General features: G+C 68.2%; 28 protein-coding genes and 2 pseudogenes. 23 read left to right on the top strand and 7 right to left on the bottom strand.

Annotated features, from left to right (window positions below; all coding sequences use genetic code 11):
- Positions 1–747 (top strand): HlyD family efflux transporter periplasmic adaptor subunit (locus tag Q0379_RS14530; RefSeq protein ID WP_299010140.1); only part of this gene is annotated, 747 nt, incomplete at its 5' end.
- 153 nt (positions 748–900) lie between these two features.
- Here the strand turns inward: Q0379_RS14530 and lepB are convergent.
- The 4 genes from lepB to pyrE are packed head-to-tail and all read right to left on the bottom strand — an operon-like array spanning position 901 to position 3,565.
- Positions 901–1,788 carry a signal peptidase I gene (gene lepB / locus Q0379_RS14535; RefSeq protein WP_299010143.1) on the bottom strand — a complete coding sequence of 296 codons (888 nt, stop codon included), beginning with the start codon at positions 1,786–1,788 and terminating at the stop codon, positions 901–903.
- A 35-nt stretch (positions 1,789–1,823) separates the two neighbouring features.
- The gene (acpS, locus tag Q0379_RS14540) at positions 1,824–2,225 is read right to left on the bottom strand and encodes a holo-ACP synthase (RefSeq protein ID WP_299010146.1); all 402 of its coding nucleotides are present in this window, start codon (positions 2,223–2,225) and stop codon (positions 1,824–1,826) included.
- A 13-nt stretch (positions 2,226–2,238) separates the two neighbouring features.
- Complete coding sequence (locus Q0379_RS14545; RefSeq protein WP_299010149.1) at positions 2,239–2,979, bottom strand: pyridoxine 5'-phosphate synthase; 741 nt, start codon at positions 2,977–2,979, stop codon at positions 2,239–2,241.
- 4 nt (positions 2,980–2,983) lie between these two features.
- The gene (gene pyrE / locus Q0379_RS14550; RefSeq protein ID WP_299010152.1) at positions 2,984–3,565 is read right to left on the bottom strand and encodes an orotate phosphoribosyltransferase; all 582 of its coding nucleotides are present in this window, start codon (positions 3,563–3,565) and stop codon (positions 2,984–2,986) included.
- Between the two features lie 280 nt (positions 3,566–3,845).
- Here pyrE and coxB point away from each other — a divergent pair, with 280 nt between their 5' ends.
- The 12 genes from coxB to Q0379_RS14610 all read left to right on the top strand — a co-directional run bounded on the left by coxB (position 3,846) and on the right by Q0379_RS14610 (position 15,811).
- A complete protein-coding gene (gene coxB / locus Q0379_RS14555) occupies positions 3,846–4,862 on the top strand; it encodes a cytochrome c oxidase subunit II (protein WP_299010155.1) in 1,017 nt (338 codons plus the stop codon).
- 18 nt (positions 4,863–4,880) lie between these two features.
- Positions 4,881–6,575 carry a cytochrome c oxidase subunit I gene (gene ctaD, locus Q0379_RS14560; RefSeq protein ID WP_299010158.1) on the top strand — a complete coding sequence of 565 codons (1,695 nt, stop codon included), beginning with the start codon at positions 4,881–4,883 and terminating at the stop codon, positions 6,573–6,575.
- A 110-nt stretch (positions 6,576–6,685) separates the two neighbouring features.
- Positions 6,686–7,699, top strand: a complete 1,014-nt coding sequence (locus tag Q0379_RS14565; protein ID WP_299010163.1) for a heme o synthase — start codon at positions 6,686–6,688, stop codon at positions 7,697–7,699.
- Positions 7,696–7,854, top strand: a complete 159-nt coding sequence (locus Q0379_RS14570; RefSeq protein ID WP_299010166.1) for a hypothetical protein — start codon at positions 7,696–7,698, stop codon at positions 7,852–7,854. Before Q0379_RS14565 ends, Q0379_RS14570 begins: the two co-directional genes overlap by 4 nt.
- A complete protein-coding gene (locus Q0379_RS14575; RefSeq protein WP_299010169.1) occupies positions 7,835–8,509 on the top strand; it encodes a cytochrome c oxidase assembly protein in 675 nt (224 codons plus the stop codon). The genes Q0379_RS14570 and Q0379_RS14575 overlap by 20 nt, the downstream gene beginning before the upstream one ends.
- A gap of 69 nt (positions 8,510–8,578) precedes the next feature.
- A complete protein-coding gene (locus Q0379_RS14580) occupies positions 8,579–9,451 on the top strand; it encodes a cytochrome c oxidase subunit 3 (RefSeq protein WP_299010172.1) in 873 nt (290 codons plus the stop codon).
- 244 nt (positions 9,452–9,695) lie between these two features.
- A complete protein-coding gene (locus tag Q0379_RS14585) occupies positions 9,696–10,058 on the top strand; it encodes a DUF983 domain-containing protein (RefSeq protein WP_299010175.1) in 363 nt (120 codons plus the stop codon).
- Positions 10,051–10,737: an SURF1 family protein gene (locus tag Q0379_RS14590; RefSeq protein WP_299010178.1), complete on the top strand. Its 687-nt coding sequence runs from the start codon at positions 10,051–10,053 to the stop codon at positions 10,735–10,737. The genes Q0379_RS14585 and Q0379_RS14590 overlap by 8 nt, the downstream gene beginning before the upstream one ends.
- A complete protein-coding gene (gene thrC / locus Q0379_RS14595; protein ID WP_299010181.1) occupies positions 10,737–12,134 on the top strand; it encodes a threonine synthase in 1,398 nt (465 codons plus the stop codon). Before Q0379_RS14590 ends, thrC begins: the two co-directional genes overlap by 1 nt.
- A gap of 112 nt (positions 12,135–12,246) precedes the next feature.
- Positions 12,247–13,518, top strand: coding sequence for a pitrilysin family protein (locus tag Q0379_RS14600; protein ID WP_299010184.1), 1,272 nt, complete (start codon positions 12,247–12,249; stop codon positions 13,516–13,518).
- Positions 13,519–13,535: 17 nt separating this feature from the next.
- Positions 13,536–14,108, top strand: coding sequence for a GNAT family protein (locus tag Q0379_RS14605; protein WP_299010187.1), 573 nt, complete (start codon positions 13,536–13,538; stop codon positions 14,106–14,108).
- Between the two features lie 35 nt (positions 14,109–14,143).
- Positions 14,144–15,811: a bifunctional diguanylate cyclase/phosphodiesterase gene (locus Q0379_RS14610; protein ID WP_299010190.1), complete on the top strand. Its 1,668-nt coding sequence runs from the start codon at positions 14,144–14,146 to the stop codon at positions 15,809–15,811.
- Here the strand turns inward: Q0379_RS14610 and Q0379_RS14615 are convergent.
- A complete protein-coding gene (locus Q0379_RS14615; RefSeq protein WP_299010193.1) occupies positions 15,808–16,398 on the bottom strand; it encodes a YqgE/AlgH family protein in 591 nt (196 codons plus the stop codon). The genes Q0379_RS14610 and Q0379_RS14615 overlap by 4 nt on opposite strands.
- Positions 16,399–16,547: 149 nt before the next feature.
- Here Q0379_RS14615 and Q0379_RS14620 point away from each other — a divergent pair, with 149 nt between their 5' ends.
- From Q0379_RS14620 to Q0379_RS14630, 3 genes and pseudogenes are all read left to right on the top strand, one after another.
- Complete coding sequence (locus Q0379_RS14620; protein ID WP_299010196.1) at positions 16,548–17,030, top strand: peroxiredoxin; 483 nt, start codon at positions 16,548–16,550, stop codon at positions 17,028–17,030.
- Between the two features lie 237 nt (positions 17,031–17,267).
- Positions 17,268–18,242: an alpha/beta hydrolase gene (locus Q0379_RS14625; protein WP_299010199.1), complete on the top strand. Its 975-nt coding sequence runs from the start codon at positions 17,268–17,270 to the stop codon at positions 18,240–18,242.
- A 49-nt stretch (positions 18,243–18,291) separates the two neighbouring features.
- A pseudogene (locus tag Q0379_RS14630) lies at positions 18,292–18,374 on the top strand (hypothetical protein); the annotation flags it as partial.
- A 10-nt stretch (positions 18,375–18,384) separates the two neighbouring features.
- Here the strand turns inward: Q0379_RS14630 and Q0379_RS14635 are convergent.
- Positions 18,385–20,142, bottom strand: coding sequence for an acyl-CoA dehydrogenase (locus tag Q0379_RS14635; protein ID WP_299010202.1), 1,758 nt, complete (start codon positions 20,140–20,142; stop codon positions 18,385–18,387).
- A 183-nt stretch (positions 20,143–20,325) separates the two neighbouring features.
- Here Q0379_RS14635 and Q0379_RS14640 point away from each other — a divergent pair, with 183 nt between their 5' ends.
- From Q0379_RS14640 to Q0379_RS14655, 4 genes are all read left to right on the top strand, one after another.
- Entirely contained in the window at positions 20,326–20,958 is a 633-nt protein-coding gene (locus tag Q0379_RS14640) for a YceI family protein (RefSeq protein WP_299010205.1), read from the top strand.
- A gap of 73 nt (positions 20,959–21,031) precedes the next feature.
- Positions 21,032–22,339 carry a YceI family protein gene (locus Q0379_RS14645; protein WP_299010209.1) on the top strand — a complete coding sequence of 436 codons (1,308 nt, stop codon included), beginning with the start codon at positions 21,032–21,034 and terminating at the stop codon, positions 22,337–22,339.
- Positions 22,270–23,247 carry an L-threonylcarbamoyladenylate synthase gene (locus Q0379_RS14650; RefSeq protein WP_299010211.1) on the top strand — a complete coding sequence of 326 codons (978 nt, stop codon included), beginning with the start codon at positions 22,270–22,272 and terminating at the stop codon, positions 23,245–23,247. The genes Q0379_RS14645 and Q0379_RS14650 overlap by 70 nt, the downstream gene beginning before the upstream one ends.
- A 24-nt stretch (positions 23,248–23,271) precedes the next feature.
- Entirely contained in the window at positions 23,272–24,681 is a 1,410-nt protein-coding gene (locus Q0379_RS14655; protein WP_299010214.1) for an FAD-binding oxidoreductase, read from the top strand.
- On the opposite strand, the gene Q0379_RS14660 is transcribed toward Q0379_RS14655, so the two are convergent.
- Positions 24,656–24,973: a hypothetical protein gene (locus Q0379_RS14660; protein WP_299010223.1), complete on the bottom strand. Its 318-nt coding sequence runs from the start codon at positions 24,971–24,973 to the stop codon at positions 24,656–24,658. The genes Q0379_RS14655 and Q0379_RS14660 overlap by 26 nt on opposite strands.
- 73 nt (positions 24,974–25,046) lie before the next feature.
- Here Q0379_RS14660 and Q0379_RS14665 point away from each other — a divergent pair, with 73 nt between their 5' ends.
- From Q0379_RS14665 to Q0379_RS14675, 3 genes and pseudogenes are all read left to right on the top strand, one after another.
- Entirely contained in the window at positions 25,047–25,445 is a 399-nt protein-coding gene (locus tag Q0379_RS14665) for a DUF1801 domain-containing protein (protein ID WP_299010217.1), read from the top strand.
- Positions 25,446–25,495: 50 nt separating this feature from the next.
- Positions 25,496–26,095: pseudogene (yaaA, locus tag Q0379_RS14670) on the top strand (peroxide stress protein YaaA); the annotation flags it as partial.
- A 104-nt stretch (positions 26,096–26,199) separates the two neighbouring features.
- Positions 26,200–26,689: hypothetical protein (locus Q0379_RS14675; protein ID WP_299010220.1), on the top strand; the 490-nt coding region annotated here is incomplete at its 3' end.

Raw genomic sequence — 26,689 nt, forward strand, 5'->3', positions numbered from 1 at the left:
CGCCGCGCCGCCACTGGGTTGCACGCGCTGGGCGTGCGCGAAGGCGACACCGTGGCCTTGCTGCTGCGCAACGACTTCGCGTTCTTCGAGGCGCAGCAGGCCGCCGACGAGGCGTTGAATGCGCACACCAAGGCAGTCCTTGACGAACAGTACGGCCTCGTCACGCAGCTTCTGAACCTGCAAGGCGACACGAACAAGCTGCGCGCGCGCGAACTGGCCAAGGCGCAGCATCGCGACCGGTTGCTCCAGATCAGGGCGCCGGTGGACGGCACGGTCGAAAATCTGCGCGTGCGCACCGTGGGCAGCGCGGTACAGGCGGCCCAGCCGTTGCTCAGCATCGTGCCGCGCGGCGGCCCCCTGTTCGTGGAGGCGCTGGTCCCCAATGCGGAGATCGGCTTCGTGCGCGTGGGTCAGGCCGTGCAGGTGAAGGTGGATGCCTATCCCTTCACCGATTATGGCATGTTGCATGGCGTCATCACCTCCATCGGCCGGGATTCGGTGGAGGGGCTGGAGGAGGGAGGCCGGGCCGAAGCGTCGGTCCCTTCCGGCTTCAAGGTGCGCGTCCGCCTGCAGGAAGATGCGCTGCGCTATGGCGATTGTTCGCCCGGCTCGCGCGATTGCCATGCCCTGCGGCTCACGCCGGGAATGCGGGTACAGGCCGAGGTCCGCACCGGGCGCCGTCGCATCATCCAATATCTGCTCTCGCCCCTGATGACCACCGGCGCGGAGGCCGGGCGGGAGCGGTAGAGGGGGGGCAAGGCAGGCGGGAACCCCTGCCGAACCGGAACCGGCGGAGGGCAGGGCGGCGGCCCCTTTGCGACCGCCCCCTATGTCGCGGGACCACGGTAGGGAGGCATGGCGGTGCGGGGGACCGCGTTCCCCCGCCTTGGTGGGCGGGCGTTACTGCCCGGCCGGCACGCTTTGCGGTCGCAGGCTGTTGCCCGCCCGGCCCGCGCGGAAGGCATGGAGCCAGGTCAGCGGGTTCCAGCTGGCATTGCCGTCCAGCGAGAAGGTGATGAATTCGGCCCGTCCGCCGATCGCTTCCCACGGCACCGGGCCGCCCAGGCCATTTTCTTCCAGCGGGGCGCGGCTGTCGGCGCTGTTGTCGCGATTGTCGCCCATCAGGAAGACGTGGTTTTCCGGCACGCGCACGGGGCCATACCAGTCGAGCGGGCTGGGCCCGGTGTCGATCGTGACATAGGTCTTGCCGTTGGGCAGGATTTCCTGCCGGACCGGCAGCTCGCACCAGCTCTTGCCGCTGCTGTCCGTCACCAGCGCGCCGGGGAATTGCAGCGGCGGGCAGGGGGCGTTGGCATCCACCGGAATGCGCATGGATTTGAGCGGCCTCTGCTTTATCGCCACGCCGTTCAGGATCACCTGTCCGCCGCGCACCTCTATGATGTCGCCGGGCAGGCCGATGACCCGCTTGATATAATCCTCGCGCCGGTTTTGCGGCGACACGATCACGATGTCGCCACGTTCGGGCAGATGGCCCAGAATCCGGCCCTTGATGAAGGGCAGCGGATGGAAGCTGGGCGAAACATAGGACCAGCCATAGGGGAATTTGCTCACCACCAGCCGGTCGCCGGTCAGCAGCACCGGCATCATGGATTCGCTGGGGATGTAGAATGGCTTGGCGACGAAGCTGTGGAAGGCCAGCACCGCCAGGATCAGCAGGGTGATGCTCTTCACCTCATGCCACCAGTTGACGGCCGTTTTGGCGGGCGCATCCTCCTGCGGGGCCGGGGGGGTGGGCTGCTGGTCTTCGGGCAGGTCGATGGCCGTCATGGGTGCCGTTTCTCCGGGGATGTTGGGGTCCGTGCTCATAGCGGCAGCGCCTCTATGATGACGAAGGCCTGAGCCCATGGATGATCGTCGGTGAGCGTCAGATGAATGACCGGCCTATGGCCGGCCGGGACCATGGACTGGAGCCGGTCCAGCGCCCCGCCGCTGAGCTTCAGCGTCGGGGCGCCCGACGGCGCGTTGACCACGCCTATGTCCTTCATGAAGACGCCCGCCTTGAAGCCGGTGCCCACCGCCTTGGAGAAGGCCTCCTTGGCGGCGAAGCGCTTGGCCAGCGTGCCCGCCCTTGTGAAGGGGCGGCGTTCAGCCTTGGCCTGCTCGACATCGGTGAAGACACGCTGGACGAACCGGTCGCCGAAGCGGTCGAGCGAATTCTGGATACGCTCTATGTTGCACAGGTCGGAGCCAAGGCCGATGATCACGCCGGGGCGACCTTCACCGCGCCAGGTCCATCTGCCGCCGCATTTCGCGGATGCTGGCCTCCAGCCCCCCGAAAATGGCCTCGCCGATCAGGAAATGGCCGATATTGAGTTCGGCGATCTGCGGGATGGCGGCGATGGGCGCGACATTGTCGAAGGTCAGGCCATGGCCGGCATGGGGCTCTATGCCATTCTTGGCCGCCAGCGCGGCGGCATCGGCGATCCGGCGCAATTCGCTCGCGCGGGCCTCTCCGGTCAGATGGGCATAGGCACCGGTATGAAATTCCACAACCGGCGCGCCCAGCCTGATCGCCGCCTCGATCTGCGCTGCGTCGGCCTCGATGAACAGGCTGACGCGGATGCCCGCCTCATTCAACTTCGCGACGATCGGCGTCAGCGTCGCGATCTGCCCGGCTGCGTCCAGGCCGCCCTCGGTGGTGCGTTCCTCGCGCTTTTCCGGTACGATGCAGGCCGCATGGGGACGATAGCGCAGGGCGATGTCCAACATCTCCTGCGTCGCGGCCATTTCCAGGTTCAGCGGCACGTCGATGGCCGCCATCAGCATGGCGATGTCGGCGTCGCGGATATGGCGACGGTCTTCGCGCAGATGCGCGGTAATGCCGTCCGCCCCGGCCTTCACCGCCAGCAGCGCGGCCTTCACCGGATCGGGATGGTCGCCGCCGCGCGCGTTGCGAATGGTCGCGACATGGTCGATATTGACCCCGAGACGCAGATGAGCGGCGGCGCTGTGCGGCATGATCCTATTGCTTCCGGCTACCCGGCTTGGTCGCGGGGATCGCGGCCAGTTCGGGCGGCAACTGATCGGCGTCGTAGACCGGGAAATTGATCGACACCAGCGGATAGAAGGGGACGCCCAGATCCACCTCGCCCGCCGAACGGTCGACCAGCGCGGCTTCGGCGATGACGATGCCGCCCTCGGCCTCCACGGCGGCGATGGCCTGGCGCGATGACAGGCCGGTCGTCACCACATCCTCGACCATCAGCACCTTCTGCCCCGGCGTGATGGAAAAGCCGCGACGCAGTTCGAACGTGCCTTCGGGCCGTTCCAGAAACACCGCATCCTTGCCCAGCGCGCGGCCCATTTCATGCCCGATGATGAGGCCGCCCATGGCCGGCGACACCACCAGGTCAATGTCCTGCCGCAATTCGCGGGGCAGTTTCTGCACGGTCGCGCGGGCCAGCGTGCCGGCACGCTCGGCATTCATCAGCACGCGGGCGCATTGCAGATAATTGCCGCTGCGGCGACCCGACGACAGGATGAAATGTCCTTCGAGCAGCGCCCCCGCCGCCCGGAATTCCGCCAATACTTCCTCGTCAGTCATGCCGTTTATCGTCCACGTCCCGTTCGTCCGCGTGCCAGGCACGCGGGTTCTTCCATCATTCGGCATGGCGCCAGCGCCATGGCCGCGCCCCTGCGCGCGGAAGTTGCCGAATAGGCGGCGGACCGAGGCGTTGCAACAGCGAAGAAAATCTGCGTCCCGGCGCTTGAGGCGCTGGAAAAGCCTGCCTATAAGCCTTTCCAAGAACCAAACGGGCGAGGACAACGTAATTCCGTGTGTCTTCGTTGCAGCGGCGGCATGGGGTTATGGGGTAAGAGACGCTATGAAAAAGGTGAAATCGCTCGTTCTCTCCGGGTTATTGGCCTTTGCGCCCGCCCTGACCATGAGCGGCCCGGTACTTGCGCAGAATGAGGCTTCATCCGTTGCGACGGTCGCGGACAATGCGGCTGTTCCGGCCGAATCGGCCGCCAACGCCGCTGTGCCGGCCGATGCAGCCGCCGCGGCTCCGGCCGAAAAGGTCGCGCCGCCGCCACGCATGAAGCCGGCCGAGGGCGTCGGTATGCCCCGTCCGGGCGAAATCACCCTGCAGGATCAGTTTACGGAAACGGGCCACACCGCGCGCTGGCTGCATGACAAGATGCTGCTGCCGCTCATCACCCTGATCTCGGTCTTCGTGCTGATCCTGATGATCTATGTGATGGTGCGCTTCCGCCGCAGCGCCAATCCCGTCCCCTCGCGGACCTCGCACAATACCTTCATCGAAGTGGTGTGGACGGTGGCGCCCGTGCTGATCCTGCTGGCGGTCGCCGTGCCCTCCATCGGCCTGCTCGCCGATCAGTACAAGCCCGCGCCCAAGGATGCGCTGACGGTCAAGGTCACGGGCTATCAATGGTATTGGGGCTATGAATATCCCGACAACGGCATCCCCGAATTCGTGTCCAACATGCTGCCGGAAGACAAGGCGAAGGAAAATGGCGAGCCCTATCTGCTCGCGCCCGACAATCGCCTGGTCCTGCCGGTGGGCCGCCCGGTCAAGCTGATCATCACCGGCGCCGACGTGATCCACAGCTTCGCCGTGCCTTCGCTCTGGGTGAAGATGGACGCCGTGCCGGGCCGCCTGAATGAAAAGAGCTTCACCATCGAAAAACCGGGCGTCTATTATGGCCAATGTTCGGAACTGTGCGGCGCCCGCCACGGCTTCATGCCGATCGCGATAGAGGCGCTGCCGGCCGACCAGTTCGACCAGTGGGTGCGCTCGCAGGGGGGCACGCTCAAGGGCGCCGAGGCGGAAAAGACGGCGCAGGCCGCATCCGCCGGCAATGCAGAACAAAAGATCTGATCGAGGGGTAGGAAAGCCATGACCACCATCACAGCCGATCATTACGACGATCATGCCCACGATCATCATGATGCCGAACACAAGCCCGCCTTTTTCCAGCGCTGGTTCATGTCCACCAACCACAAGGACATCGGCACCCTCTACCTGATCTTCGCGATCTTCGCGGGCGTGGTGGGCGGCGCGATTTCCGGCCTGATGCGCATCGAACTGCGCGAGCCGGGCATCCAGTATCTGCAGACCTGGGCGAATATCCAGCATTCGCTGCTGGGCGTGGAACCCGCCACGCTGGATCAGGCCTATCATCTGTGGAATGCGCTGATTACCGCGCACGGCCTCATCATGGTCTTCTTCATGGTGATGCCCGCGATCATCGGTGGCTTTGGCAACTGGTTCGTGCCGATCATGATCGGCGCGCCGGACATGGCCTTCCCGCGGATGAACAACATTTCGTTCTGGCTGCTGGTCGCCGCCTGGATCCTGCTCTGCGTGTCGATGTTCGTCGACGGCGGCCCGGGTCACGGCTTCGGCGGCGGCTGGACGATCTATCCGCCGCTGTCGACCATCGGTCACAAGGGGCCGGCCATGGACCTGGCGATCCTGTCGCTCCACCTGGCCGGCGCTTCGTCGATCCTGGGCGCGATCAACTTCATCACCACGATCTTCAACATGCGCGCGCCGGGCATGACCCTGCACCGCATGCCGCTGTTCGCCTGGTCGGTGCTGATCACCGCCTTCCTGCTGCTGCTGTCGCTGCCCGTCCTGGCCGGCGCCATCACCATGCTGCTGACCGACCGCAACTTCGGCACCCACTTCTTCGACCCGGCCGCCGGCGGCGACCCCGTCATGTTCCAGCACCTGTTCTGGTTCTTCGGCCACCCGGAAGTGTACATCCTGATCCTGCCGGGCTTCGGCATCATCAGCCACATCGTCTCGACCTTCTCCAAGAAGCCGGTGTTCGGCTACCTGGCGATGGCCTACGCGATGGTCGCCATCGGCTTCGTCGGCTTCGTCGTGTGGGCGCACCACATGTACACCGTCGGCATGAGCATCAACCTGCGCGCCTACTTCGTGGCCGCCACGATGATCATCGCCGTCCCGACCGGTGTTAAGATCTTCAGCTGGATCGCCACGATGTGGGGCGGCTCGCTGGACTTCAAGACGCCGATGCTGTGGGCCATCGGCTTCATCTTCCTGTTCACGGTCGGCGGCGTCACCGGCGTCGTCCTGTCGAACGCCGGCATCGACTACAGCCTGCACGACACCTACTACGTGGTGGCGCACTTCCACTACGTGCTGTCGCTGGGCGCGGTCTTCGCCATCTTCGCGGGCTTCTACTACTGGTTCGAGAAGATGTGGGGCGTGAAGTACAACGAGTTCCTCGGCGCGACCCACTTCTGGGTGATGTTCGTCGGCGTGAACCTGATCTTCTTCCCGCAGCACTTCCTGGGCCTGCAGGGCATGCCGCGTCGTTACATCGACTATCCGGAAGCCTTCGCGAAGTGGAACTACGTCTCGTCGGTCGGCTACATGATCACCGTCGTCGGCGTCGCCATCTTCATGCTGGTGCTGATCGAGGCGGCGATCCGTCGCCGCAAGGCCGAGGCCAACCCGTGGGGCGAAGGCGCCACCACGCTGGAATGGACCCTGTCCTCGCCGCCGCCGTTCCACCAGTTCAGCGAACCGCCGGTGATCAAGGCGGACGACCACCACTAAGGGTGGACGTCCGGACTGGACCAAGCGGGGGCGCGGTCGGGATCCGAACAGGGTCTTGGCCGCGCCCTTCGCCCATCGAGCGAGACAGACAAGTTCCGTAACGACCACCCATGAAGACCGCCGCCATGACCCCGGAAACCGCCTCGACCTCGACGGCGGACGCCTCGCAAGCCGCGCGCTGGCAGGACTATTTCCAGCTGATGAAGCCGCGCGTCATGTCGCTGGTGGTGTTCACCGGACTGACGGGGCTTCTGGCCGCCCGCGCCCCGATCCATCCGATCCTGGGCGCGGTGGCTGTGCTGTGCATCGCGATCGGGGCCGGCGCCTCGGGCGCGCTGAACATGTGGTACGACGCCGACATCGACCGGCAGATGCGCCGCACGCGCGGCCGTCCCGTGCCGACGGGCAAGGTCAAGGGCGAGGAGGCCGCCTCGCTGGGCGTGGTTCTCTCCCTGCTCTCGGTGATGTTCCTGGGCTTCGCGATCAACTGGTTCGCGGCGGGCCTCTTGGCCTTCACCATCGTCTTCTACGCCGTCGTCTACACGATGTGGCTGAAGCGCTGGACGGCGCAGAACATCGTCATCGGCGGCCTCGCCGGCGCCCTGCCGCCCGCGATCGGCTGGGCGGCCGCGACCGGCCACGCGCCGCTGAACGCCTGGCTGATGGTCGCCATCATCTTCTTCTGGACCCCGCCCCACTTCTGGGCGCTGTCGCTGTACGTCACCACCGACTACGCCAAGGCCGGCGTGCCCATGCTGCCGGTGGTCAAGGGCGCGCGCGAGACCCGCAAGCAGATCCTGCTCTACAGCCTGGTCTTCGTTCCGATCTGCCTGGCGCCGGTGCTGACGGGCCTGGGCGGGCCATTCTACCTGGCCGTCGCGGCTCTGGGCGGCGTCGTCTTCCTGATCCTGGCCGGCCGGGTTTTCGTCAGCAAGGCCGGCGACGCGGCTGATCCGCGCATCGCCGACCGGGCGCTCTATGAGGTCACCGAGGACGAGCGCGCCGCCGGGGCCAAGGCCGCGCGCAATCTGTTCGCCTTCTCGATTCTTTACCTGTTCGCGCTGTTCGCCGCCCTGCTGGGCGAGGCCGTGACGGGCGTGCGGGCCCTGGAGCTTCTGAAGTGAATAAGTCGATCGACACGGACGCCGAGAAGCTGGCCGCCAAGAAGGCGCGCGATGGCCGCAACATCGCCATCGGCCTGGGTCTCGCGGCCTTCGTCGTCCTGGTCTTCGTGGTCACCCTGGTGAGGCTGAGCGGCAATGTCCATCCGCACCCCTAAGGCGCCCCCAAAAGCCCCTAGGGGGCCGCTGACCCCGCAGGAGGCCATGGCCCGCCGTAACGGCCGGGTCGCGCTGATCTGCGCGGCGGCCTTCTTTGGCATGGTCGGCGCGGCCTACGCCGCCGTGCCGCTGTACAAGCTGTTCTGCCAGGTCACCGGCTTCGATGGCACGGTCCGCAAGGCCGAGGCCAAGCCGACGCGGATTCTCGATCGCAAGGTCACCATCCGCTTCGACGCCAACATCCGCGAGCTGCCCTGGAAGTTCCAGACGATGCAGGCCAGCCAGGACGTCCGCATCGGCGACACGGGCCTGGCCTTCTTCAAGGTCACCAACCCGACCGACAAGCCGATCACCGGGCGGGCGCTGTACAACGTGGTGCCGGAGTCGGCTGGGCCGTACTTCCAGAAGCTGGAGTGCTTCTGTTTCACCAGCCAGACGATCCAGCCCCATCAGACGGTGGAGTTCCCGGTCGTCTACTTCGTGGATCCCCAATTCGCGGACGATCCCGAGACCAAGGGCAAGAGCGAGATCACGCTCAGCTACACGTTCTTCCCCGCCGTCGAAGACGGCAAAGGCAAGACGGGCCAAGTCGCCGCCGCGACGACGCCCCGCATCGTCGAACCTCTTGGCGGCAAGCCGTCGAGAGGGCTATAGGATTCAACAAGATCGCGGCGCGGGGGGACCAGCGACCGTGCTCAGAGGGATATAAGGGTTAGCAGCAACATGGCCGGCGCCGTCAAACACGACTACCACATCCTTCCGCCCAGCCCCTGGCCGTTCGTCGGCTCGATGGCCGCGACCGTCATGGCGATCGGCCTGATCGGCTGGATCAAGGGCGGCGTCCTGGGCATCGACAAGGGCAACTGGGCGATCTTCGCCGCGGGCCTGGCCGGCGTGCTCTACACCATGTTCGGCTGGTGGGCCGACGTGGCCAAGGAAGCCAAGGCCGGCGATCACACCCCGGTCGTCTCGATCGGCCTGCGCTACGGCATGATCCTTTTCATCGCCTCGGAAGTGATGTTCTTCGTGGCGTGGTTCTGGATGTTCTTCGAGATGGCGCTGTTCCACGGGCACCGCACGCTGTCGTCGATCGAGGAAGTCCGCACCGCCTGGGCCACCTGGCCGCCCGCCGGCGTCGAGACCGTCTCGCCGTGGCACCTGCCGCTGGTCAACACCCTGACGCTGCTGCTGTCGGGCACGACCGTGACCTGGGCGCACCACGCGCTGCAAGTCGGCGACCGCAAGGGCGCCAAGTGGGGCCTGATCCTGACCATCCTGCTCGGCGCGCTGTTCACGACCATCCAGGTCTATGAATACGCCCACATCAACCACGAGCAGCTGTTCTACTCGGAAGCGGCCGCCAATTCGGGCCTCTATGGTTCGACCTTCTTCCTGGCCACCGGCTTCCACGGCTTCCACGTGTTCGTCGGCACGATCTTCCTGATCGTCTGCCTGATCCGCCTGATGAACGGCGCCTTTACGCCCAAGCAGCACTTCGGCTTCGAAGCGGCCGCGTGGTACTGGCACTTCGTGGACGTCGTCTGGCTGTTCCTGTTCGCCTTCATCTACGTGATCTTCGGGGCCTCGGCTCACTAGATCGAAAGATCCCAAGGGGCCCGGAACGCCGACCAGCGTTCCGGGCCTTTTTCGTTTTCAAGGATATCGCCGCCGGCGGTCGGGACTTGAAAAGCGCCGCCTCCCTAGGCCTTGTGCCTAGGGCCCATGGTTCAGCCGAACCGTCGTGGATCGTCGGGGCGCGCGCGGCGGCCGACGCATGGGTCCTCGCCACCAGGGCGAGGAAGGCAGTTTAGGTGATGTTTATGTCCGGACGGACCGCACGATGACCAAAACCAATCCCTACGCCGCCGGCGCGTGCGGCCTGTGCCCCCACTGCGGCGAGGGCTATCTGTTCGACGGCTTCCTGAAGGTGACGCCGGTCTGCGAGGCCTGCGGCTTCGAGCTGGGCAAGTACGAGACCGGCGATGGCGCGGCGACCTTCGTGATCCTGATCGCCGGGACCGTCTGCGCGTTCGGCGCCCTGTTCTCGATGTTCGCCTGGAACTGGCCTGTTTGGCTGCTGCTGCTGGTGTGGCTGCCGGCGGTGTTCGTGATCACCCTGGGGCTGATGCGTCCGGCCAAGGGGCTTATGGTCGCCGCCCAGGTCGCGCAGAAGGCCTCGGAGGCCGGCCGCCGCGATGTCTGAGATCTCTCCGGGGAAAGCCGGCTTCCCCGTCGGCCTGACGATCGCCACGGCGGTCGCCTTCGCCATCCTCTGCGGCCTGGGGACCTGGCAACTCCAGCGTCTGCACTGGAAGCAAGGCGTGCTGGTCCGGATCGAGGCCCTGAAGACCGCGCCGGCCATGCCGCTGGTCCAGGTGCTGACGGAAAAGGCTCGCCCCGAGGACCTGGCCTGGACGCGGGTCAGCGTCGATTGCGGCGACGTGGCCGGCGAGCCGCTGCCGCTGGTCTATGGCGTCCGTGACGGCGACGTGGTCTGGCGCGCCCAAGCCCCCTGCGCGGTGCTGGCCGGCCCCTACAACATGATCCTGGTCGACCGCGGCCTCGTTCCGGCCTTGAGCGGCCAGGTCGCCCCGCCGCGGCGGTCCTTCGACCCGCCCCGCCGCGTGGTCGGCGTGCTGACGCCAATCGCCCAGCTGGGCGGCGATCGCGCCAAGGTCCTCGAGCGCTTCCCGGGTCGCAAGCCCGCCCCGCTGGTGCTGATGGCCGAGACCGAGACCCCCGCGCCCGCCGGCATCGCGCCCGCGCCGCTTCCGGCAGAAATTTCCAATCGGCACCTAGAATACGCCCTGACGTGGTTTGGTCTTGCCGTAACCCTGCTGTTTATCTATGCCGCCATGCTCTGGCGAAGAGTGAGACCCTGATGCGTTACGTGTCGACCCGCGGGCAGTCCGCGCCCATCGGCTTCCTGGATGCGGTGCTGGCCGGCCTGGCGCCCGACGGTGGCCTGTATGTCCCGTCCGAATGGCCGAGCTTCCGCTCGTCCGAGATCGCGGCCTTCGCCGGCAAGAGCTACGCCGAGGTCGCCGCCGCCGTGGTCGGCAAGTTCGTCGGCGACGACATCCCCAAGGAGGACCTGGCCCAGATGTGCGAGGAGGCCTACGCCACCTTCGCCCACACCGCCGTCGTCCCGCTGAAGCAGCTGGGCCCCAACCAGTTCCTGCTGGAGCTGTTCCACGGCCCGACCCTGGCTTTCAAAGATGTCGCCATGCAGCTGCTGGGTCGCCTCTACGACTACGTGCTCGAGCGCCAGTCGCGGAAGATGACCATCATCTGCGCCACCTCCGGCGACACGGGCGGCGCGGCCGTCGAGGCGTTCCGGGGTCGCAAGAACGCCCGTATCGTCGCGCTCTTCCCGGAAGGCCGGATCAGCGAGGTGCAGCGCCGGTTCATGACCACGGCGACCGACGCCAACGTCGCCTGTATTTCGGTGCTGGGTTCGTTCGACGACTGCCAGGCGATCGTCAAACAGGCCTTCCAGGACGACCAGTTCCGCCACGGTGTCGACCTCTCGGGCGTCAACTCGATCAACTGGGCGCGGATCGCGGCCCAGAGCGTCTACTACTTCACCGCCGCCGTCGCCCTGGGCGCGCCGGCCCGTGAAGTCGCGTTCGTGGTGCCGACCGGCAATTTCGGCGACGCCTACGCCGCCTTCGTCGCCAAGAAGCTGGGCCTGCCGATCTGCTCGATCACGGCGGCGACCAACTCCAACGACATCCTGGCCCGCGCCTTCGAGACCGGCCGCTACGCCCGCGGCGCCGTGGCCGCGACCCAGAGCCCGGCCATGGACATCCAGGTCGCCAGCAATTTCGAGCGACTCTACTTCGAGGCGGTCCGCCGCGACGCCGTCGAGACCGAGCGCGCCTTCCGCGCCTTCGCCGACACCGGCCTGCTCGACATCCCGCCCGCCGCCCACGCCTGGATGCGCGAGCTGTTCCGCGGCGCGTCGGTCAGCGAGGCCGACACCGCCAAGACCATGCTCTCGACGCTGAATGAGACCGGCGAGATCGTCGATCCGCACACCGCCGTCGGCCTCGCCGCCGCGCGCGGCGTCGACGTCAAGCCGTCGATCCCGGTCGTCGTGCTGTCCACCGCCCACCCGGCCAAGTTCCCGGAGGCCGTCGCCGCCGCCATCGGCATTCCTCCGGTCACGCCGCGCGCCACGCCCGACCTCTCCAAGAAGCCGGAGAAGTTCGAGCGCCTGCCCGCCGACGGCGCCGCCGTGAAGGCCTTCGTCCGCACCTTCGCGGCGAACACCTGACGGCGATCGGCCCACGGAGTGGTCCCTCTAGGTGGTCGGCGGGGCGTTTAGCGACTATATGCAGCGCCCCCTTCCTCTCCCCCTTTTCCGGGGGAGGCGTACAAAGAGCTGAATGACCGCCACCCTCCGCACCCTGAAGAACGGCGTCCGCGTCGTCTGTGATCCGATGCCGGGCCTCGAGACCCTGGCGCTCAGCGTGGTGGCCGGCCGCGGCGCGGCCTATGAGGACCCCGAACGGTCCGGCTGGTCCCATCTGCTGGAGCACATGGTGTTCAAGGGCGCCGGCCAGCGCTCGGCCCGCGACATCGTCGAGGTGATCGAAAGCGCCGGCGGCTCGATCAACGCCGCCACCGGCTATGAGCGCACCAGCTTCCAGGTGCGGGCGCTCAAGGGCGGTCTGGATCTGGGCATGGACGTGATCGCCGACCTCGTGCGGCGACCGACCCTCGATCCCGCCGACCTCGCCCGCGAGAAGCAGGTCGTCGCGCAGGAGATCGCCGAGGCGGCCGACGCGCCCGACGACTATGTCTTCGACCTGATCCAGCGCGCCAGCTGGGGCGACCATCCGGTGGGGCGACCGATCCTGGGCAGCGACCAGACCGTCGAGGCCGCCAGCGTCGAGGCCCTGTCCGAGTGGCGCGCTGCGCTCTACGCCGCCGACCGCCTGGTGATCAGCGCCACGGGCGCGGTCGAGGAGGCCGAGCTGATGGCCGCCGCCGAGCGCGCGTTCGGCGACCTGCCGGCGGAGTCCGGCGCGGCGGTTCCCGAGGCGGCCGACTTCGTGGGCGGTCCGCAGGCCGAGGCCCGCAAGCTGGAACAGAGCCACCTCGTCTTCATGCTGCCCGCCTGCGGCTCGCGCGACCGGGACTATTTCGCCCTGCGCATCTTCGCCGAGGTGCTGGGCGGCGGCATGTCCTCGCGCTTGTTCCAGGAAGCGCGCGAGAAGCGGGGGCTCGCCTACAATATCGACGCCTACGCCGACACCTACGCCGACCACGGCGCCCTGGGCATCTATGCCGGCTGCGCGGCCTCGGACGCGGTCGAGACGGCCAAGGTCTGCGCCGGCGAGCTCATCAAGCTGGTCGCGCATATCGACGACGCAGAGCTGGCCCGCGCCAAGGCCCAGCTGAAGGCCCACATGTTCATGGCCCGCGAGCAGCCGCTGTCGCGCGCCGAGCAGGGGGCGGGGCAGGTGTTGCTGTTCGACCGCCTCTACGCGCCGGCGGAGCTGGCCGCCGAGGTGGACGCGGTGACGGCCGAAGACGTTTCGCGACTGGGCCGCCGGCTGCTGTCCGGCCGGCGGGTCGCCTCGGCGGTGCTGGGCGCTAAGACCTCGCTGAAGGCCGGCGAGGCGTTCGACAAGACGCTGTTCTCCGCCGCCTGACATCGGAGGATGCGCCGATGCTTCCGTCGTTCCTGAAGCCCCGTCCCGCGCTCCGCCTGCAAGGTCGCGCCGTCTATCTGCGACCGCCGAAACTCAGCGATCACAAGGCCTGGGCCACCCTGCGCGGGCGGTCGCGTTCGTTCCTGGAGCCGTGGGAGCCCGTCTGGCCTGAACATGACCTGACCCGCGCCGCGTTCCGGGCGCGTCTGGCGGCCTATGCGCGCGAAATGGAGCTGGACGAGGCCTATCCGTTCTTCGTCTTCCGTCGCGCCGACGACGCCCTGGTCGGCGGCGTGCGGCTTTTTCACGTGCGGCGTGGCGTCGCCCAGACCGGAACCATCGGCTACTGGATCGGCCAGCCCTTCGCGCGCCAGGGCCACACGCGCGACGCCGTCGAGACCCTGATCCGCTTCGCCTTCAAGGGCTTAGGCCTCCATCGGCTGGAGGCCGCCTGCATGCCCGAGAACGCGCCCTCGGCCGCGCTTCTGCTGAAATGTGGCTTTTCCGAGGAAGGATACGCCCGCGCTTATTTGAAAATTAACGGCGATTGGCGAGACCATCGTCTGTTCGGCTTGGTGGCGCCCGAGTGAGTTAGGGCGACCGCGGCCGACGCGGCGGGACGGGAATGTCTTTTCGGACAGGCGAACGGCGGATTTGGGACACGACCGCGACGCTCGAAGCGTTGGGCGGGGCCGATGTCGCGCTTTGGATCTGGGAGCCCGAGTCCGACCGCCTGCGCCTGAACGGCGCCGCCCGCGCCCTGGGCCTGGGTCCCTTGGCCCCCGAATGCTCCTCCGCCGCCTTCCGCGCCCTGGCCCTGCCGCAGGATCGCGCCCAGGCCGAGGAAGTGCTGAAAGTCCGTGAGCCTGGCCAACCGGTCGTCGCCCGTTTCCGCGTGCGCGGCGGCGAGGTCTGCCTGTGGCGCGGCGTCTGGTTGGAGGAAGGCGTGCGCGCCGCTGGCGTGGTCGCCGCCGAAACCAAGTTCGCCGCCTCGGAACGCTGCGACCTGACCGGTCTGCTCGATCGCCGCAGCTTCATAACCCGCGCCCGCGAGCGTCTGGCCGAGCCTGGCGCGCATGAGCTGGTCGTCGCGGACCTCGACCGCCTGCGCCGCCTGAACGAGGCGCTGGGCCATGATCGCGCCGATCTGGTCCTGGCCGCCCTGGGCTCGCGCCTGATCGCCGCCTTCCCGTCCGACGCCGTGCTGGGCCGCATCGGCGAGGACGAGTTCGCCGTGCTGTGCAAGCCCGACGGCTACGAGCCCGCCGAGATGCTGCGCGAGGCGCTGGAGCAGCCGCTGCGCATCGCCGGCTTCGACATACACCCCACGCTTTCCGTCGGCGCCGTCTCGGCCGAGGGCGGTCATGAGGCGCCCGATCCGGCCGAACTATTGCGCCGCGCCGAGCTGGCCGTGGAGGCCGCCGCCGCCGCGGGCCGGGGCGGCGCCGCCGCCTATGGCCGTTCGATGGAGACCGACGGCCTGTCGCGCCTGGCGCTGGAGGCCGACCTGCGCGGCGCCATCGGCCGCGGCGAGATCATTCCGTACTTCCAGCCCGTCGTGCGCCTGTCGACCGGGGCGCTTTCCGGCTTCGAGGCCCTGGCCCGCTGGATCCACCCGCGCCGGGGCATGCTGCCGCCGGACGAGTTCCTGCCGCTGATCGAAGAGATGGGGCTGATGAGCGAGCTGGGCGCGCACATGATGCACGCCGCCGCCCGCCAGCTGTCGATCTGGCGCGCCTGCCACCCGGCGATGAGCGCCATGACGGTCAGCGTCAACCTGTCGACCGGCGAGATCGACCGCCCGGGGCTCGTCGACGACGTCGCCCAGACCCTGCGCGACAACAACCTGCCGCGCGGCGCGCTGAAGCTGGAAGTCACCGAAAGCGACATCATGCGCGATCCCGAGCGCGCGGCCATGGTGCTCCGGACTCTGCGCGAAGCCGGCGCGGGCCTGGCGCTGGATGACTTCGGCACCGGCTTCTCGTCGCTGTCCTACCTGACGCGCCTGCCGTTCGACACGCTGAAGATCGACCGCTATTTCGTGCGGACCATGGGCGCCAACGCCGGTTCGGCCAAGATCGTCCGCTCGGTCGTCAAGCTGGGTCAGGATCTCGACCTCGAGGTCGTGGCCGAGGGCGTCGAGAACGCCGAGATGGCCCGCGCCCTGCAAGGTCTGGGCTGCGACTACGGCCAGGGCTTCGGCTACGCGCCGGCGCTGTCGCCGCAGGAGGCCGAGGTCTATCTGAACGAGGCCTATGTCGACGGCGCCGCGCCGGTGAAGGCGCGGGGTTAAGCCCGCCCCGCCGTCGCCGACAGGTGGTCGGCGGTGATCCCGAGCTTCGCCAGGGCCCGGGTCCATTTGTGCTCGTGATCCTCGTCGAACAGCAGGCTCTCGTCGGCGTCGCAGATCAGCCAGATGTTGTCGCGCAGCTCCTGTTCGAGCTGACCAGGGCCCCAGCCGGCATAGCCGAGCGCCAGGATCGCCCTGCGGGGACGCCGGTGAGGGCTGGCCATCGCGTCGAGCACGTCGCGGGTGGCGGTCAGGCTGAGACCCTCCGCGATGGGCAGGGAGGAGTCCGGCGAGTGGAAGTCGTCGGTGTGCAGCACGAAGCCGCGTTCGCGCTCGATCGGGCCGCCCAGCAGGACCAGGTCGCGCGGGGCCTGGATGTCCGACTTGACGCCCAGCCGCTCCAGTAGCTCGACCACGGTCAGGCCTTCGACGGGACGATTGACCGCCAGGCCCATGGCCTGCTCCTCGTCGTGCGCGCACAGATAGAGGACGGCGCGTTCGAAGCGCGGGTCTTCGATGCCAGGCATCGCCACCAGGAGACGCCCGGTCAGGAATTCGCCTTCGTCCTCGTCGTCGATCAAGCTGGCCATAGACGGAGCATTGGCCCTCCGTGTGACGCTTTCAAGTCGCGTCGACGAGAATCCGCGTCGCGTGTTTCCAAAAAACGGTGGCTTGGCGGTCGAGCGGCGCGGGGATATCTCCAAGACCTTCCCAAACGCACAATAGAGGAACACGGCCCATGACGATCAAGGTTGGCGACAAGCTGCCCGCGGCGACTTTCATGACCAGCACGGCCGAAGGGCCGGCGCCGATCAGCACCGACGACATCTTCAAGGGCAAGACCGTGGCGCTGTTCGCCGTGCCGGGCGCCTTCACCCCGACCTGCTCGGCCAAGCACCTGCCGGGCTTCAAGGAGAAGGCCGCCGAACTCAAAGCCAAGGGCGTGGATACGATCGCCTGCGTCTCGGTCAACGATGTCTTCGTGATGAAGGCCTGGGGCAAGGACCAAGGCATCGACGGCGAAGTCCTGCTGCTGGCCGACGGCAATGGCGACTTCACCCGCGCGGTCGGCCTCGACTTTGATGGCAGCAAGTTCGGCATGGGCGCGCGCTCGCAGCGCTATTCGCTGATCGCCAAGGACGGCGTCGTCACCCAGCTGAACGTCGAGGAAGCGGGCCAATTCAAGGTCTCGTCGGCCGAGTACCTGCTGGAGCAGCTGTAAGCTTCGGTTCGGGCGTCCGGTCCCGCGCCAAGCGCGCGGGGGCGGGCGCCGCCGCCATTTTCTTGAGACCGCCCCTCGGGCGGGCTGGGCTATGTTGGCCTCGCGCCTCCGTCGAGGCGCGCCCTTAACGCAAAAAATGATATCGCGATAATAAAACCTCTGGACTCCGGCGAAGCTCAGGCCTAGATAGATCGTTATCGCGATAATCATTGTCGCCAAAACGAAATGAGGATGATCATGAGCCAGTCGAACCAAGCTTCCCGTCGCGGGCTGATGACCGCTGGTCTCGGCCTCGCCGCCGCGGCCGCCGCCGCGCCCCTGGCCGTTCAGGCTGCGACGCCGAAAGCCGAGTCCAATCCGCACGCCGCCGATCGCGCCCAGAGCGGCTACGTCACGACCAAGGACGGCGTCCAGATCTTCTACAAGGACTGGGGGCCCAAGACCGCCCAGCCGATCGTGTTCCACCACGGCTGGCCGCTCAGCGCCGACGACTGGGACGCCCAGATGATGTTCTTCCTGCTGAAGGGCTATCGCGTCATCGCCCATGACCGTCGCGGTCACGGCCGCTCGACCCAGACCGACACCGGCAACGAGATGGACACCTACGCCGCCGACGTCATCGCCCTGACCGATCACCTGGACCTGAAGAACGCCATCCACGTCGGCCACTCGACCGGCGGCGGCGAGGCGATCCACTATGCCGCCCGCGCCAAGCCGGGCCGGGTCGCCAAGGTCGTGCTGATCGGCGCGGTGCCGCCGATCATGCTGAAGACGCCGGCCAATCCGGGCGGCCTGCCAATCGAGGTCTTCGACGGCTTCCGTTCGGCGTTGCTGGCCAACCGCGCCCAGTTCTTCCGCGATGTTCCCGAAGGCCCGTTCTACGGCTTCAACCGTCCCGGCGCGAAGGTCAGCCAGGGCCTGATCGACAACTGGTGGCGCCAGGGCATGGCCGGCGGCGCCAAGGCCCACTACGACTGCATCAAGGCCTTCTCGGAGACCGATTTCACCGAGGACCTCAAGAAGGTCGACGTCCCGGTCCTGCTGATGCACGGCGAGGACGACCAGATCGTCCCGATCGCCGACAGCGCGCTGCTAGGCATCAAGCTGCTGAAGAAGGGCACGCTGAAGACCTATCCGGGCCTGCCGCACGGCATGGCGTCCACCCACCCGGACATCATCAACGCCGACCTGCTGGCCTTCTTCAAGGCGTAGGCGTTTAGTTCATCCTAACCCGTCATCCCGCGCCTTGTGCGCGGGACCCATGGTTCAGCTTTCACGTGAGAGCTCGTCCTTGCTTCGCACTTGCGGCGGACAATGGGTCCCGCGCATGAAGCGCGGGATGACGTGTTTTGAGTTACGCCCCCAGCACTTCCGGCGTCATCGCTTCCAGATCCGCCGCGCCGAGCATCACCCCGGCCGCCGCGCCCGGAACCTGGGCCAGGACGCTCTCGGCGAACACGCGGGCCAGGGCCCGCTTGCTCTCGGCCCAGGCCGCGTCTGCCTCGCCGGCCGCCGCCAGGGCGCCCTTGGCCAGCATCCAGCCGCCGACCACGTCGCCCAGCAGCTTCAGATAGGCCGTGGCCCCCGACAGGGCGTCGGGCATGGCCTTGGCGCGGCGCTCGACCAGCCAGGCGGTGGCGCTGGCGGTCGCGTCGAGGGCGGCCTCCAGCCGCAGGCCGACCGCCTTCAGGTCCGAGCCCTTCAGGTCTTCGATCGTGTCGCGGATGTCGTCCATCAGGTCGGCGACGGCCCGGCCTTCGCCCAGCGACAGCTTGCGGCCGACCAGGTCGATGGCCTGGATGCCGTTGGCGCCCTCATAGATCGGGGCGATGCGGGCGTCGCGATAGTGCTGGGCCGCGCCGGTCTCCTCGATGAAGCCCATGCCGCCGTGGATCTGCACGCCCTGCGACGCCACCCAGACGCCGACGTCGGTCGACCAGGCCTTGGCGATCGGCGTTAGCAGTTCTTCGCGCAGCTTGGCGCTGGCGCGGGTCACTTCGTCGGACGCGGCGCGCGCCAGGTCGGCGGCGACGGCGGTCGACAGGCAGATGCCCCGCGCGGCCTCGATGTGCGCCTTCATCAGCACCAGAGAGCGGCGCACGTCCGGATGGTCGAACAGGCGCGAGGGATAGGCGCCGGTCCAGGCCGAGCGGCCTTGGGCGCGGTCTTGGCTGAAGGCCAGCGCCTGCTGGTAGGCCCGCTCGGCGATGGCGGTTCCCTGCGTCCCGACCTGCAGGCGCGCGGCGTTCATCATCGTGAACATGTTGGGCAGGCCCTGGCCCAGGCTCCCGACCAGCTCGGCCCTGGCGCCCTCGAACAGCATCACGCAGGTGGGCGAGCCGTGGATGCCCAGCTTGTGCTCCAGGCCGCCGACCCGCAGGGCGTTGGCTTCGCCCAGCTTGCCGTCCTCGCCGACCAGCACCTTGGGGGCCAGGAACAGCGAGATGCCCTTCACGCCGGGCGGGGCGTCGGGCGTACGCGCCAGAACGAGGTGCACGATGTTGTCGGCCGCGTCGTGGTCGCCCCAGGTGATGAAGATCTTCTGGCCGGTGATCCGCCAGCCGCCGTCGCCATCCGGCGTGGCCATGGTGGTCAGAGCCGCCAAGTCCGAGCCGGCCTGCGGCTCGGTCAGGTTCATGGTGCCGGTCCATTCGCCCGACACCAGCTTGGGCAGATAGAGCGCCTTCTGGCGGTCCGAGCCGTGGTGGTCCAGCGCCTCGATCGCGCCCAGGCTCAGCATCGGGCAGAGGCCGAAGGCCATGTTGGCCGCCTGGATCATCTCCAGCACCGCCACTTCCAGCGTCTTGGGCAGGCCCTGGCCGCCGTGCTCGGGCGCGGCGGCGAGACCGGCCCAGCCGCCCTCCGCGAACTGCTTGTAGGCGTCGGCGAAGCCCGGGGCGCAGCGGACCACGCCGTTCTCGAGCTTGGCCCCGACCAGGTCGCCCTGGCGGTTCAGCGGCGCCAGCACGTCGGCCGCGAAGGCGCCGGCCGCTTCCAGCACCGCCGCCACCGTGTCGCCGTCGGCCTCGGGAAAGGCGTCGGCCAGTCGGTCGAAGCCCGCCGCGTGGCGCAGCGAGAAGGCGAGGTCACGGACGGGGGCGCGGAAGGTCATGGCCGACAAGCTCCAGGTTATCGGCGTTCTCTTTAGGCGCGTGGGCTCGCCGCGCAAAGTCGTCCGCAGATTTGTTCGCCGGGTAACGATCTCGTGATCCGAAAGGCCTTCAAAGCCATGCTGGAGTGATTAAGTCGGGAAACCGTAACTAGTCCTGTTCTAGTTTGAAGGAGAGACTTCTCGATGTTCCGCCCCTACGCCTATGCCGCCCTCGCGGCGACCCTGCTCGCCGCCCCGGCCGCCCTGGCCGCGCCGGGCGTCACCTCCACCAAGCCCGCCGATCTTCCGGCCGGCCACTACGTGCTCGACAAGACCCACGCCTCGGTCGTGGGCAAGATCAAGCACATGGGGTTCTCGAACTACCAGTTCCGCTTCACCAAGGTCGACGCCAGCTTCGACTATGATCCCAAGGCTCCGCAGGACGCCAAGATCAAGGTGACCGTCGATCCGGGCTCGATCGACACCGCGACGGGCGCCGACGAGTTCGGCCTGAAGTTCAACAAGGAGCTGGCCGGCGACGGCTGGCTGGAAGCCAACAAGTTCCCGACCGCGACCTTCGTCTCGACCAAGGTCGAGCCGGGCGCGGGCCAGACCGGCAAGGTCTATGGCGATTTCACCCTGCACGGCGTGACCAAGCCGATCGTGCTGGACGTGACCTTCAACGGCGTGGGCTCCAGCTTCGCGCCGGGCAGCGTCAAGACGGGCTTCTCGGCCACGACGACGATCAAGCGTTCGGACTTCGGCGTCAGCAAGTACGTCCCGCTGGTCGCCGACGACGTCGCGCTCAGCATCGAAGTCGAGTTCGACAAGAAGTAAGCCCTTTTGCGTCTTGCGCCGGTCCCCTGGGATCGGCGCAATGCGTTTCTCGTCTATCTGCCTGGAGTGATCGATGGCCGCGACCCGCACCCGCTACACGACGGTGGCGATTGTTCTGCACTGGTTGATCGCGGCGGCCATTATCTTCCAGATCATCATCGGTTGGCGCATGGGCGATGGGCCGAAGGGCTCGCCGATCACCTTCGCCCTGTTCCAGCTGCACAAGTCGATCGGCTTCACGATCCTGCTGCTCAGCGTGGCGCGCCTGGCCTGGCGGATCTTCAACCGGACGCCGGCCCCTCCTGTCCATCAACCGCGCTGGGAGCAGATCGCCTCGAAGGTCGTCCACGTCGGCTTCTATGTGATCATGATCGGCCTGCCGCTGACTGGCTGGATCCTGGTCTCGACCAGCCGCGTGGTGGTGCCGACCCTGTGGTGGGGCGTCGTTCCTTGGCCGCATTTGCCGGGCCTGCCCGAGCTGGCCGCCGCGCCCAAGCACGCCTGGAACGAATTCGGCGAGATCGGCCACGGCGTGCTGGTCAAACTGACCTACCTGCTGCTGCTGCTGCATCTAGGCGCGGTGGCCAAGCACCAGGTGCTCGACAAGGACGAGGTGTTCCAGAACATGGCCCCGGGCGCGAGGCCCGGCCTGAAGGAGCCACGCGCCTGGCTGGCCGCCGCTGGTCTCGCCGCCGTGGTCGCCGCCGGCTATCTGTTCACCCCGACGGTCAAGGCCGCCAAGCCGGTCGCCCCGCCGCCTCCGCCCGCCGATGCGGCGGCGCCGGTCGAGCCCGCGGCCCCCGCGCCGACAGAGCAGGCCGCGCCGACCGCCGACTCCGCCAAGCCCGACGCGACCGCCGCCGAAGCGCCGCCGGCGCTCAAGGACCCCGTCGCCTGGGCCGTGCAGAAGGGCGCCAGCCTGACCTTCTCGGCGACCTGGTCCGGCTCGCCGGTCGAGGGGCGCTTCAACCGCTGGACCGCCGACATCCTGTTCTCGCCCGAGGCGCTGGACCGCTCGAAGCTGACCGTCAGCATCGACATGGGGTCGGCGGTGACCGGCGACGACCAGCGTGACCACAGCCTGCCCAGCGGCGATTTCTTCGACACCGCCGAGCATCCGAAGGCGACCTTCACGGCGACGAAGTTCCGCAAGACGGGCGAGGGCCAGTACGTCGCCGACGGAGCCCTGGACCTGCGCGGCGTGAAAAAGCCGCTCAGCCTGCCGTTTTCCTTGAAGATCGTCGGCGACACGGCGACCGCGCGCGGTGTAACCACCCTCGACCGGACCACGTTCGGGGTTGGACAGGGCGAATGGGCGTCTACGGATCAGATCGCGGCCAAGGTGAAGGTCAGCTTCTCGCTGACCGCCAAGCGGAAATAGAGACCGCCGCCAGTGCGTTACGCGCTGGCGGGCTGGTCATCCTGCCGACCGAGACCGTCTATGGCCTGGGCGCCGACGCGGCCAATCCGGCCGCCGTGGCGGCGATCTTCGAGGCGAAGGGCCGTCCGCGCTTCAACCCGCTGATCGCCCACGTGGCCGATCTGGAGACCGCCGAACGGATCGCCGAGTTCGATCAACGCGCCCGGGACCTGGCGCGCGAATTCTGGCCCGGCCCCCTGACCATCGTCGCGCCGATCAAGGACGCCTCGGCGGTCTGCGACCTGGCCCGCGCGGGCCTCGACACGGTCGCTATCCGGGTGCCGCGCCATCCGATCTCGCGCGCCGTGCTGGCGGCGTTCGGCGGCGCGGTCGTGGCGCCCTCGGCCAACCGCTCAGGACGGCCCAGCCCCACCACCTATGCCGACGCCGTGTCCGAGACCGGCGACAAGGCCGCCGCGGCGCTGGATGGCGGCCCCTGCGCGGTGGGTCTGGAGTCCACCGTCGTCTCGGTGCTGGACGGCCAGGCGCGCCTGCTGCGGCCCGGCGCAGTGACCCGTGTCCAGCTTCAGCAGATCGTCGGCCCGCTGGCCGAGGCCGATGACGACGCAAAGCGCTCGCCAGGGCGCCTCGCTCTGCACTACGCCCCCGACGCGCCGGTGCGGATCAACGCCAAGGCCCCCAAGCCGGGCGAGGCCTTCCTGGCCTTCGGCGGCGGCGCCAGCGGGGAGGGGGTGTTCAACCTCAGTCCCACGGGCGATCTGGCAGAGGCGGCGGCGAACCTATTCGCCTATCTGCGGGCCGCCGACCGCGTCCATCCCTCCGCCATCGCCGTCGCGCCCATTCCCGAGGAGGGGCTGGGCGAGGCGATCAACGACCGGCTGCGCCGCGCGGCCGGCTTCATCGGCTGATCTTTCGAGCGTAAGGTAGCGACCATGACCAAGCCTGTTCCCGCCGATGTCGTCTCGCGTTTGAAGGCCGTGCTCGGCGAGGGCGGCTGGAGTCAGGATCCGGACGTGATCGCGCCGCTGCTGGTCGAGTGGCGCGGCCGCTGGAAGGGCGAGACGCCGCTGTTGGTCACCCCACGCACCACCGCCGAGGTCGCCGCCGTGGTCGGGATCTGCGCCGCCGAGGGCGTGGCGATCACGCCCCAGGGCGGCAACACCGGCCTCGTCGCGGGCCAGATCCCGCACGGCGAGATCCTGCTCTCGACCCGCAAGCTGACCGCCGTCCGCGACGTCGATCCGATCGACGACGCCATGGTGCTGGAGGCGGGCGTCACCCTCTACGAGGCCCACCAACAGGCCGCCAAGGTCGGTCGCCGCTTCACGGTCGGCGTGGCGTCCGAAGGCTCGTGCACGATCGGCGGGCTGATCTCGACCAACGCCGGCGGCACGGCCGTCCTGCGCTACGGCATGATGCGCGAGCAGGTGCTGGGCATCGAGGCGGTGCTGCCCAATGGCGAGATCTGGAACGGCCTCAAGCGCCTACGCAAGGACAACACCGGCTACGACCTCAAGCAGCTGCTGATCGGCGCCGAGGGCACGCTGGGGATCGTCACCGCCGCCAGCCTGAAAATCCAGGCGCCGCTGGCCTCGCGGGCCGTGGCGATCGTGGGCCTGGGCTCGCCGGCCGACGCCATCCAGCTGCTGGCGCGCGCCAAGGAGGAGACGGGCGGCTCGGTCGAGGCGTTCGAACTGATGGGCCTGATGGGCTTTGCGCTCACCATCCGCAACGTGCCGGGCCTGCGCGATCCGCTGCCGACCGAGCACCCGTGGTACGTGCTGATCGAGATCGCCAGCGGCGAGCCCGGCGCGGCGGACGCGGCGCTGGAGCGGCTGCTGACCGGCGCCCTGGAGAGCGGGCTGATCGCCGACGCCGCCGTCGCCCAGACCGAGGCCCAGATGAAGACCTTCTGGCACATCCGCGAGGGCCACTCCGCCGGCCAGAAGCCCGAAGGGGCGGTGTGGAAGCACGACGTGTCCGTGCCGGTCTCGAAGATCCCGGACTTCATCGCCCGCGCCGACGCGGCGATCGAACAGGCTTTCCCGGGGACGCGGATCATCGCCTTCGGCCATGTCGGCGACGGCAATGTCCACTACGACGTGCTCAAGCCCGTCGGCGCCGATGACGACGCCCACGACGTCCAGCGTGAGGCGGGCGCCAAGATCGTCCACGATATCGCCGCCAGCTTCTCGGGCTCGATCAGCGCCGAGCATGGCCTGGGGGCGATGAAGACGGCCGAGGCCCTGACCTACAAGGATCCGATCGAGGTCGCGGCCTTGCGGGCGATCCGGCAGGCGCTCGACCCCAAGCGGATCATGAACCCTCGGGTGCTGTTCTAGCCGCCGCGCGTTTGCGGGCGCGCAGAAGCAGCACGAGCATCACCGCGAGCGCGCCGGCGGGGATCGTGGCCTTGTAGAAGCCGGGCTGCGATCCGGGGAGCAGGTTGATCGCCCAAGGGATGAAGCCCCACTGGCCGGTCGTCTGCTCCATCCAGAACGCCCCGACGCCAACGAAGCACATCACCGCCCACACCGGACGGAACTTCAGCCCCCGGTCCCGCAGCACGAAGAACAGGGCGACGATCATCGGGATCGGCCAGGCGAGGGCGGCGGCGAGGCCTAGGGTCTGCATGGGCCGCTGGATAGACCGGCCGGCCATCCAGGTCGAGACTCGACATCGCGCCCCGACGGCTCAATCTGCCCGCATGAGCAGCCTGTTCAGGTTCTCCAGCGCGATGAAGCGACACCCGGACGTCGAGGCTTGGCTCGCCGCGGACGATCCGATGCGCGCCGTCGTCCGCCCCTGGTTCGAGGCGTTGCGCGGCCTGGGGCCCGACATCCGCGAGCTGCTGCATGACGGCCATCCGACGGCCTGCGTCGAGGACGCGGCCTTCGCCTATGTCGACGCCTTCAGCGCCCATGGGGCCATCGGCTTCTATCAAGGCGCGGACCTGCCGGACCCGGCGCGGTTACTGGAGGGCGGCGGCAAGCGCATGCGCCACGTGAAGCTGCGATGGGGTCAGCCGATCAATGAAGACGCCCTGCAGGCGCTGCTGGCCGCCGCCTACGCGGACATGCGCGCTCGGGTCGACGCGGGCGAATAGTCCAACGGCCTAGCTAGCGAAGGCCGGCCGAAGCCTTTATCTCCCCGGCCATGCTGATGGTCATCTCGCCCGCCAAGTCGCTGGACTTCACCGCGCCCGCCCAGGCCCTGCCGCTGACGACGCCTGAGCTGAAGAGCCAGATCGTCGAGCTGGCCAAGGTCACGCGCAAGCTGACGGCCGCCGACCTGAAGCGGCTGATGCACATCTCCGACGCCCTGGCCAAGCTGAACCGCGAGCGGTTCCAGGCCTTCGATTCCGAGCTGGAGGATGGGCTGCAGGCGATCATCGCCTTCAACGGCGACGTCTATGCGGGCCTGGCCGCGCGCGAGCTGGACCGTCCGTCGCTGGAGTGGGCTCAGGATCACCTGCGGATTCTGTCCGGCCTCTATGGCGTGCTGCGTCCGTTCGACGCCCTACAACCCTATCGCCTGGAAATGGGCACGCGCCTGAAGACCAAGCGCGGCCATAACCTCTACGACTACTGGGGCGAGACGATCTCGCAGACCCTGAACGCGGCCGCCGCCGGCCACGCCGATCCCACGCTGGTGAACCTGGCCAGCCAGGAATATTTCGGCGCCGTCGACGCCAAGGCCCTGAAGCTGCCGGTCGTCACCTGCCACTTCAAGGAAGAGAAGGCCGGCGAGCTGCGCACGATCCGGTTGGGCGGTCGGGTGTTGGTGCCAGCTGCCGAGATCGCGCGACTGGTAGCCATCCCCCAAGCGGTCGCTGCTGACGAAGACGAGAGCGCGGTCTGATGGCCGCGAGCAACGGCGCCGGTCCCGGCCGCACCGGCAAAGCCACCGAGCTCGACGCCTGCCGGCTGCTCGCCGAGCTCACCGGCTACCCCGCAGAGCGCGCCATCGGCGAAGGCCGCAAAGGCGACCGCGGCGACCTCCACGGGCTGCCCCGCACGTGCGTGCAGGTGTCCCGCTGCGGGGCCGCACCAGCCGAAGCATGGGCCCGCGCACGCGCCAAAGCAGCCGCCTGCCAGACCCAGCAGGGCAGGGCTCGCGCCGACTACGGGGTGACCCTGCTGCGGGTGCGGACCGGCCCGTGGCGTGCCGTGCTGACCGCCGCGCAGTGGGACGACATCGCCGTGGCGGCGGTTCGGCTCGGTCTGATCGAAGAGGAGGATCCGAGCACGGCGATCCCCGCCGCCTCGTCCTGCCGGCCCAGGGGCAAATCGCCCCGGCTGAAGAAGGCCTCCAGCTCGTCGCACAGGGCAATCTTGTTGCGCAGGCTGA

The organism is uncultured Caulobacter sp. (genome assembly GCF_937900395.1).
GTDB lineage: Bacteria > Pseudomonadota > Alphaproteobacteria > Caulobacterales > Caulobacteraceae > Caulobacter.

Coding starts and splice junctions, on each gene's coding strand:
- lepB (WP_299010143.1), bottom strand. CDS start 1,788: ATGACGGCCATCGACCTGCCCGAAGACCAGCAGCCCACCCCCCCGGCC.
- Q0379_RS14545 (WP_299010149.1), bottom strand. CDS start 2,979: ATGCCGCACAGCGCCGCCGCTCATCTGCGTCTCGGGGTCAATATCGAC.
- pyrE (WP_299010152.1), bottom strand. CDS start 3,565: ATGACTGACGAGGAAGTATTGGCGGAATTCCGGGCGGCGGGGGCGCTG.
- coxB (WP_299010155.1), top strand. CDS start 3,846: ATGAAAAAGGTGAAATCGCTCGTTCTCTCCGGGTTATTGGCCTTTGCG.
- ctaD (WP_299010158.1), top strand. CDS start 4,881: ATGACCACCATCACAGCCGATCATTACGACGATCATGCCCACGATCAT.
- Q0379_RS14565 (WP_299010163.1), top strand. CDS start 6,686: ATGAAGACCGCCGCCATGACCCCGGAAACCGCCTCGACCTCGACGGCG.
- Q0379_RS14575 (WP_299010169.1), top strand. CDS start 7,835: ATGTCCATCCGCACCCCTAAGGCGCCCCCAAAAGCCCCTAGGGGGCCG.
- Q0379_RS14580 (WP_299010172.1), top strand. CDS start 8,579: ATGGCCGGCGCCGTCAAACACGACTACCACATCCTTCCGCCCAGCCCC.
- Q0379_RS14585 (WP_299010175.1), top strand. CDS start 9,696: ATGACCAAAACCAATCCCTACGCCGCCGGCGCGTGCGGCCTGTGCCCC.
- Q0379_RS14590 (WP_299010178.1), top strand. CDS start 10,051: ATGTCTGAGATCTCTCCGGGGAAAGCCGGCTTCCCCGTCGGCCTGACG.
- thrC (WP_299010181.1), top strand. CDS start 10,737: ATGCGTTACGTGTCGACCCGCGGGCAGTCCGCGCCCATCGGCTTCCTG.
- Q0379_RS14600 (WP_299010184.1), top strand. CDS start 12,247: ATGACCGCCACCCTCCGCACCCTGAAGAACGGCGTCCGCGTCGTCTGT.
- Q0379_RS14605 (WP_299010187.1), top strand. CDS start 13,536: ATGCTTCCGTCGTTCCTGAAGCCCCGTCCCGCGCTCCGCCTGCAAGGT.
- Q0379_RS14610 (WP_299010190.1), top strand. CDS start 14,144: ATGTCTTTTCGGACAGGCGAACGGCGGATTTGGGACACGACCGCGACG.
- Q0379_RS14615 (WP_299010193.1), bottom strand. CDS start 16,398: ATGGCCAGCTTGATCGACGACGAGGACGAAGGCGAATTCCTGACCGGG.
- Q0379_RS14620 (WP_299010196.1), top strand. CDS start 16,548: ATGACGATCAAGGTTGGCGACAAGCTGCCCGCGGCGACTTTCATGACC.
- Q0379_RS14625 (WP_299010199.1), top strand. CDS start 17,268: ATGAGCCAGTCGAACCAAGCTTCCCGTCGCGGGCTGATGACCGCTGGT.
- Q0379_RS14635 (WP_299010202.1), bottom strand. CDS start 20,142: ATGACCTTCCGCGCCCCCGTCCGTGACCTCGCCTTCTCGCTGCGCCAC.
- Q0379_RS14640 (WP_299010205.1), top strand. CDS start 20,326: ATGTTCCGCCCCTACGCCTATGCCGCCCTCGCGGCGACCCTGCTCGCC.
- Q0379_RS14645 (WP_299010209.1), top strand. CDS start 21,032: ATGGCCGCGACCCGCACCCGCTACACGACGGTGGCGATTGTTCTGCAC.
- Q0379_RS14650 (WP_299010211.1), top strand. CDS start 22,270: ATGGGCGTCTACGGATCAGATCGCGGCCAAGGTGAAGGTCAGCTTCTC.
- Q0379_RS14655 (WP_299010214.1), top strand. CDS start 23,272: ATGACCAAGCCTGTTCCCGCCGATGTCGTCTCGCGTTTGAAGGCCGTG.
- Q0379_RS14660 (WP_299010223.1), bottom strand. CDS start 24,973: ATGCAGACCCTAGGCCTCGCCGCCGCCCTCGCCTGGCCGATCCCGATG.
- Q0379_RS14665 (WP_299010217.1), top strand. CDS start 25,047: ATGAGCAGCCTGTTCAGGTTCTCCAGCGCGATGAAGCGACACCCGGAC.